This window comes from Micromonospora sp. M61 (genome assembly GCF_018070245.1).
Lineage (GTDB): Bacteria > Actinomycetota > Actinomycetes > Mycobacteriales > Micromonosporaceae > Micromonospora > Micromonospora zamorensis.
In genome coordinates this window covers 58,829-65,483 of the sequence record NZ_JAGPYA010000038.1, presented here as the reverse complement: position 1 = coordinate 65,483, position 6,655 = coordinate 58,829, and the positions used below count along the sequence as shown (strand labels likewise).

Sequence of the window (6,655 nt, the reverse complement as noted above, 5' to 3'; positions counted from 1 at the left end):
TCCGGTCGGACCGGGTCTTCGGGGTTGACGGTCTTTCCGACGGGGTGGAAGCCGGTGACCCGGTTGCTGCTGGCGAGGACGACCCTGTCGACCTGTTGCCGGCGGGCGGCCTCGAGGACGTGGAACGTGCCCAGCACGTTGGCGTCCAGCAGGTCGGCGAGTGGGGCCTCGTCCGGCAGCCCGGCGAGGTGGATCACCACGTCAGCGCCCTCGAACGCCGAGATCAGGGCGTCGAGGTCGGTGAGGTCCAGGCGGATGACCCGCTCCTCCGGCGACTGCGCGGTCAGTGGGTCGCGATCGATGAGGACGAGGTGGCGGGTGTCGTCGCGCAGGGCGTGGCGGAGTGCGCTGCCGATGCGGCCGGCGGCGCCCGTGATGACCACGGTCCCGAAGGGTGGACTCATGTCGGCAGTCTCTCCTCCCCTACCGACAGGTCTTCGCAGGCATTATGATGATCGAACTTCGTCGATCACGGTGGGGCGTTGCCCGCATCACACCTGAGCTGCGAACCTTCTTAGGGTAAGCGCCGTCGCTGTCGCCGACCTCACGTGCGCCCCTCGCAGGGGAATTCTCGCGCTGGGCCGCGCCGTTGTCCGTTCGGAAGATCAGAATTACATGATCGAATGGAAGTGTCATGCGCATGCGTTCAGACGCGGTCGTGCTGTTCGGCGTCACGGGAGACCTCGTTTCGAAGAAGCTGTTCCCGGCGCTGTACGAGTTGACCCGGCGCGACCGTCTGGACGTCCCGGTGATCGGGGTGGCCCGCTCCCCCTGGGATGATCAACAGCTCGTCACGATGGCCCGCAAGTCGGTCGCTGAGGCCAACGACGAGGTCGACGACGAGACTTTCGACCGGCTGGCGGGGAACCTTTCGATGATCTCCGGCAACTACGCGGATCCGGTCACCTATCAGCGGTTGGCGGAGCGTCTGCGGGGTGCCGAGCGGCCGGTCTTCTACCTGGCGATTCCTCCGGCGGTGTTCGGTGCCGTCGTCGATGGTCTCGCGGCGGTCGGTCTGGCTGACCGGGGCCGGGTGATCGTGGAGAAGCCGTTCGGGCGTGACGTGGAGTCCTCCCGTGAGCTGGACCGCACGCTGCGGGCGACCTTCGATCCGGAGCGGGTGTTCCGCATCGACCACTACCTCGGTAAGGAAGCCGTCGAGGGCCTCTACGCCTTCCGGTTCGCCAACCGGCTGTTCGAGCCGTTGTGGAACAGCGAGCACATCGACAACGTTCAGGTCACTCTTGCCGAGGGTTTCGGCACGCAGGGTCGGGCCGGTTTCTACGACACCGTCGGCGCCACTCGTGACGTGTTGCAGAACCACATTCTGCAGGTTGTCGCGCTGGTGGCGATGGAGGCGCCCGCGGCTGACGACGCGGCCGCGTTCCGTGAGGCGGAGGTCGCGGTGCTGCGGCAGATCGAGGCGCTGTCGCCGCAGTCCACGGTGCGGGGTCAGTACGCCGGGTACCGCGACGAGCAGGGTGTCGCTGCGGACTCGAACACGGAGACGTTCGTGGCCACCCGGTTGACGATCGACTCCCCCCGCTGGGCGGGTGTGCCGTTCTACCTGCGTGCCGGCAAGTCCCTTGCGGGGACGGCGACGGAGGCCGTGGTCGAGTTCAAGCAGCCGCAGCGGTCGCTCATCCCGGCCGAGCGGGGCACGGTGACGGCCGCGAACCTGTTGCGGTTCCGCCTCGGGCGTGGTGACGGCATCACGATGTCGATCCAGGCGAAGAGCCCGGGCGCCGAGGTGGCGAGCCGTGCGGTGGACCTGTCGGTCGACTTCGGCATGGCGCTGGGTCGCCGTCAGGAGGCGTACGAGCGGTTGCTCGACGACGCGATGGACGGGCAGCATCTGCGTTTCGCGCGTGCGGAGACGATCGAGCAGGAGTGGCGCATCGTCGAGCCGATCCTGGATCTGCCGGCGGCGGTGCAGTCGTACGAGAAGGGCAGTTGGGGTCCGGCGGACGCCGACGCGTTGGCTGGCGGCTGGCACACCCCGGATCTGCGCTGATCGTCAGGTCCGTGCGGTCGCTGACTGACCGCTCAGCTCACCGGGATGACCGTCCGGCGACGGTGAGGTTTGCGGTGTGCGTGTGGTGTGGGCACGTTGTGCGGGACGTCCTTCGTCCTCCTCGGAGAGGAAGCACCGCATGCTTTCCGCACTCGATCGTCGGCACACCGTCGCGCCGCCCGGTTACAGCAGGTGGCTCATTCCCCCGGCGGCGTTGGCCATCCACCTCTGCATCGGCCAAGTCTACGCGACCAGCGTCTACAAGAACTCGCTGATCGCCCACTTCGACGCCAGTCAGACGGCGATCGGGGTGATTTTCAGTATCGCGATCGTGATGCTCGGGTTGTCCGCGGCTGTGGCCGGGACCTGGGTGGAGGCGAACGGCCCGCGTAAGGCGATGTTCGTCTCGGCCTGTTTCTGGGCGGCGGGCTTCCTGGTGGGTTCGCTGGGCATCGCCACGAAGCAGCTGTGGTTGCTGTATCTGGGCTACGGGTTGCTCGGCGGCATTGGTCTGGGCATCGGGTACATCTCCCCCGTCTCCACGTTGATCAAGTGGTTCCCGGACCGGCCGGGTCTGGCCACCGGGTTGGCGATCATGGGGTTTGGTGGTGGGGCGATGGTCGCCTCTCCCCTGTCCCGGCAGTTGTTGTCGTTCTTCGACGCCGGTTACGACCCGTCCAACGCGGGGTCGACGGCGTCGGGCAGCGCCCTGGTGTGGTTGTTCGTGACGCTCGGCCTGGGTTACTTCGCGATCATGATGTTCGGGGTGGCGAACGTGCGGGTGCCCGCGGAGGGCTGGCGCCCGGCCGGCTTCGACCCGGCGAGCGTCGCGGCGAAACCGCTGGTCACCACGGCGAATGTGTCGGCGGCGAACGCGGTGAAGACCCGCTCGTTCTGGCTGCTGTGGGTGGTGTTGTTCTGCAACGTCACGGCGGGCATCGGCATCCTGGAGCAGGCCAGCCCGATGATCCAGGACTTCTTCCGGGACAACGGCACCTCGGCGGTGAGCGTCGCTGCGGCCGGCGGGTTCGTGGGTCTGCTGTCGCTGTTCAACATGGCGGGCCGGTTCGTGTGGTCGTCGACGTCGGACGTCATCGGCCGCAAGCCGATCTACATGGTGTACCTGGGTGTCGGGATGGTGCTGTACGCGCTGCTGGCTCTCGTGGGGCAGACCGCGACGGCGCTGTTCGTGTTGTTGGCGTGCGTGATCCTGTCGTTCTACGGCGGCGGGTTCGCGACAGTGCCGGCGTACCTGCGGGATCTGTTCGGCACGTTCCAGGTCGGTGCGATCCACGGCCGGTTGTTGACCGCCTGGTCGGCGGCGGGGATCGCGGGTCCGCTGATCGTCAACGGGTTCCTCGACGCGCAGGGTGAGCCGGGTTCGTTGACGGCGGCGGCGTACCGGCCGGCGCTGTTCACGATGGTGGGGGTGCTGGCGGTGGGCTTCGTGGCGAACCTGTTGGTGCGGCCGGTGCCGCAGCGCTACCACGAGCCGTCGGCGGATCGGGACGTTGACGAGGACAAGACGGCGCAGAGGAGTGGTACGCGATGAGCGACGACAGCCGATCCGGGCAGCAGGCCCGGTTGTGGATTTCGTGGTTGGTGGTGGCGGCGCTGCTGGGCTACGGGGTGACGCAGACGGTCATCACCGCGGCGAAGCTGTTCACCCAGTGACCCGGGTCCGGCGGTCTCTGACTGGTGTGACGCCAGGTCAGAGGCCGCCGGAGACCCGCAGGACCGTGCCGGTGGCGTATGAGGCGTCGGGGCTGAGCAGCCAGGCGATGGCGGCGGCGATCTCGTCGGGTTCGCCGGCGCGGCCCAATGGGATGCGACCGACGGCGGTGTCGGCGCGGTCGGGTACGCCGGAGTCGGCGTGGATGTCGGTGCGCACGATGCCGGGTGCGACGGCGTTGACCCGGATGCCCTTCGGGGCGAGTTCCTTGGCCAGGCCGACGGTGAGGGTGTCGGTGGCGGCCTTCACGGCGGCGTAGTGCACGTATTCGCCGGGGCTGCCGAGGGTCGCGGCGGCCGACGAGACGTTGACGATCGCGCCGCCGTCGGTGAGGCGGCGGGCGGCCTGCTGGGCGCAGAGGACGTAGCCGACGAGGTTGACGTCGACGACGCGGCGCAGGTCGTCGACGCGCAACTCGGTGAAGGGCCCGATCGGGCTGGTGACCCCTGCGTTGTTGACCAGGCCGGTGAGCGGGCCGAGGTGGGCGGCTGCGTCGAACAGCTCGGCGACCTGGTCGGGGTCGGTGGTGTCGGCGCGTACCGCGATGGCCTGTGCGCCGGCGGCGCGCAGGTCGGCCAGGACGGCGGTGGCGGCGGCTTCGTCACGGCGGTAGCACAGGGCGACGTGGTGACCGGCGTTGGCGAGGCGGCGGGCGGTGGCCGCGCCGATGCCGCGACCACCGCCGGTGACGACGGTGACGGGTGCCACGGTGCCTCCCCAGGGTGCTGACGGCTGCGCAGGTGTCGTGCCGACGCTACCGTGACCGGCGCGGGTCGGTCGTCGAGAGGAGAGTCACATGCGGCGGGCTTTGGTGCTCGGTGGTGGCGGGGTGACCGGGGTGGCCTGGGAGTTGGGGCTGCTGGCGGGTCTGGTCGAGCGGGGTGTGCCGGTCACGGAGGCGGACCTGGTGGTGGGGACGTCGGCGGGTTCGGTGGTCGGCGCGCTGGTGTGCTCCGAGCTTCCGGTGCAGCGGTTCTACGAGGAGCAGTTGGCGCCGCCGTCGAGTGAGGTGGCGGCGCGGTTGGGCTTCGCGACGCTGGCGCGGCTGGTGTGGGCTGGTGGTCGTACCCGCGACGCGGCGCGTTCCCGGGCCCGGATCGGGGCGATGGCGTTGGCGGCGCGTACCCCGTCGGAGGCGTCGCGACGCGCGGTGATCGAGGCCCGCCTGCCGGAGCGGGAGTGGCCGCGGCGGCGGCTGCTGGTCACGGCGGTGGACGCGTCGTCCGGTGAGTTCGTGGTGTTCGACCGGGACAGCGAGGTGTCCCTGGTGGACGCGGTGGGTGCGAGTTGCGCGGTGCCCGGGGTGTGGCCGCCGGTGACGATCGGCGCGCGCCGGTTCGTCGACGGTGGGATGCGCTCGACGGTGAACGCGGACCTCGCGGCCGGCGCGGAGCGGGTGCTGGTGCTCGCGCCGACGTCGGCGGCGATCGGGCCGATGCCGCGGCTGTCGGCGCAGGTCGACGGGTTGCGGGCGGCCGGGTCGCGGGTGTCGGTGCTGACGCCGGATGCGGCGGCGCGCACGGCGATCGGCCGCAACGTGCTGGATCCGGCCCGGCGGGCGGGTGCGGCGCGGGCCGGGCGGGCCCAGGCCGCCGCGGTGCTGGACGAGGTGGCGGCGCTCTGGGCTTGATCGCTTACGCTCACCGCCTGTCCGGTCTGACGATGGAGGTGCGCGGTGGCGAGTGTGGGTGTCGGCGACGTGGTCGAGGATTTCGAGCTGCCTGATGAGACGGGCACGCCGCGGCGGCTGTCGGAGTTCCTGGCGGCGGGGCCGGTGGTGCTGTTCTTCTACCCGGGGGCGATGACCCGTGGGTGCACGGCGGAGAGCTGCCACTTCCGGGACCTCGCGGCGGAGTTCACGGCGTTGGGCGCGTCCCGGGTGGGCATCAGCCGCGACCCGGTGGCGAAGCAGGCGGAGTTCTCCAAGCTCAACGGGTTCGACTATCCGCTGCTCTCGGATGAGGACGGGACTGTGGCGCAGCAGCTCGGGGTGAAGCGGCGGCTGCCGTTGGGGCCGTTGAGCACGAAGCGGATGACGTTCGTCATCGGCGCCGACAGTCGGGTCATCGAGGTGATCCACAGCGAGGTCAGCATGAACGACCACGCGGACCGGGCGCTGCGGGCGTTGGGCGGCTGAGTGGGCGCGAGCCCTGTGCGGCGGGTGTCGCAGCCGGCTGGTATCAAGACAGCAATCAAACAGGTGTACGGAAGAGGGTTGTGATGGATGCCGGCCAGGGTTTGTCCACTAGCGAGGTGCAGAGCATCCGGGAGGCGTTGGCTGCCGGGCGTAAGCCGCGGGTGGTGTTCACCGCGTCGGCGGGGCAGATCGCCGGTCAGGTCGGTCAGGTGATCGAGCTGACCGACCCCGAGGTGTCCGACGAGTTCGTGGTGGTGCGTTTCGGCCGCGACGAGTTGCCGTTCTCCCCCGCGGACTTGGCCGTGGCGCCCAAGGGTGTGACGCGTCGGGTGGTGGAGCCGAAACCGGAGCCGGAGCCGCAGGAGTCGCCGGTGGCGGCGGCGCCGGAGTTCGTGTTGGACACGCCGCGGGTGCCCGCGCAGCGACAGGAGGAGCCGAAGGTGGAGCAGACCGAGAAGCCGCCGGCGCGGCGGGCGGTCAAGGCCGTCAAGCCGAAGGGTCCCGCGGGTCTCACGGTGACGCTGGCGTACGCCGACGGTGAGTGGACCGTCGCCGCGCAGCAGGGCAGCAAGGCCCTGGCGAAGCCGTACGTGGTGAAGCCGGCGGAGGCGTTGAAGATGGTGGGCCTGGTCGACGTGCCGGGTGTGCAGGAGGCGGTGGAGCAGATCCTCGGCACCGAACGGGCCGAGGCGGAGCAGCAGGCGGACAAGCTGCGCGCCGAGCTGGCCGAGATCGAGGCCCGGTTGGCGGAGTTGCGCGAGGCCCGCTGAGG

8 protein-coding genes are annotated in these 6,655 nt (G+C 70.0%); 6 read left to right on the top strand and 2 right to left on the bottom strand.

Annotated features, from left to right (window positions below):
• The coding region (locus tag KBX34_RS21570; protein WP_210926557.1) for an NAD(P)-dependent oxidoreductase at positions 1-404 on the bottom strand (404 nt) is incomplete at its 3' end.
• 230 nt (positions 405-634) lie between these two features.
• Between KBX34_RS21570 and zwf the strand changes: the two genes are divergently transcribed.
• From zwf to KBX34_RS34065, 3 genes are all read left to right on the top strand, one after another.
• Positions 635-2,014, top strand: a complete 1,380-nt coding sequence (gene zwf / locus KBX34_RS21565; RefSeq protein WP_210926556.1) for a glucose-6-phosphate dehydrogenase — start codon at positions 635-637, stop codon at positions 2,012-2,014.
• Between the two features lie 139 nt (positions 2,015-2,153).
• The gene (locus tag KBX34_RS21560; RefSeq protein WP_088948227.1) at positions 2,154-3,566 is read left to right on the top strand and encodes an OFA family MFS transporter; all 1,413 of its coding nucleotides are present in this window, start codon (positions 2,154-2,156) and stop codon (positions 3,564-3,566) included.
• Complete coding sequence (locus KBX34_RS34065; protein ID WP_255508866.1) at positions 3,563-3,688, top strand: hypothetical protein; 126 nt, start codon at positions 3,563-3,565, stop codon at positions 3,686-3,688. The genes KBX34_RS21560 and KBX34_RS34065 overlap by 4 nt, the downstream gene beginning before the upstream one ends.
• A 37-nt stretch (positions 3,689-3,725) precedes the next feature.
• Here the strand turns inward: KBX34_RS34065 and KBX34_RS21555 are convergent, their stop codons facing one another.
• Positions 3,726-4,454, bottom strand: coding sequence for an SDR family NAD(P)-dependent oxidoreductase (locus tag KBX34_RS21555; protein ID WP_210926554.1), 729 nt, complete (start codon positions 4,452-4,454; stop codon positions 3,726-3,728).
• 88 nt (positions 4,455-4,542) lie between these two features.
• Between KBX34_RS21555 and KBX34_RS21550 the strand changes: the two genes are divergently transcribed.
• From KBX34_RS21550 to KBX34_RS21540, 3 genes are all read left to right on the top strand, one after another.
• A complete protein-coding gene (locus KBX34_RS21550) occupies positions 4,543-5,376 on the top strand; it encodes a patatin-like phospholipase family protein (RefSeq protein WP_099853597.1) in 834 nt (277 codons plus the stop codon).
• 45 nt (positions 5,377-5,421) lie between these two features.
• Positions 5,422-5,883 carry a peroxiredoxin gene (locus KBX34_RS21545; protein WP_141909441.1) on the top strand — a complete coding sequence of 154 codons (462 nt, stop codon included), beginning with the start codon at positions 5,422-5,424 and terminating at the stop codon, positions 5,881-5,883.
• An 83-nt stretch (positions 5,884-5,966) separates the two neighbouring features.
• Positions 5,967-6,653, top strand: coding sequence for a hypothetical protein (locus KBX34_RS21540; RefSeq protein ID WP_210794046.1), 687 nt, complete (start codon positions 5,967-5,969; stop codon positions 6,651-6,653).
• The last annotated feature ends 2 nt before the right edge of the window (positions 6,654-6,655 follow it).

Bases quoted from the DNA above. Each gene is read 5' to 3' on its own strand.
- KBX34_RS21550 (WP_099853597.1), top strand. From the start codon at position 4,543: ATGCGGCGGGCTTTGGTGCTCGGTGGTGGCGGGGTGACCGGGGTGGCC.
- KBX34_RS21560 (WP_088948227.1), top strand. From the start codon at position 2,154: ATGCTTTCCGCACTCGATCGTCGGCACACCGTCGCGCCGCCCGGTTAC.
- zwf (WP_210926556.1), top strand. From the start codon at position 635: ATGCGCATGCGTTCAGACGCGGTCGTGCTGTTCGGCGTCACGGGAGAC.
- KBX34_RS21540 (WP_210794046.1), top strand. From the start codon at position 5,967: ATGGATGCCGGCCAGGGTTTGTCCACTAGCGAGGTGCAGAGCATCCGG.
- KBX34_RS34065 (WP_255508866.1), top strand. From the start codon at position 3,563: ATGAGCGACGACAGCCGATCCGGGCAGCAGGCCCGGTTGTGGATTTCG.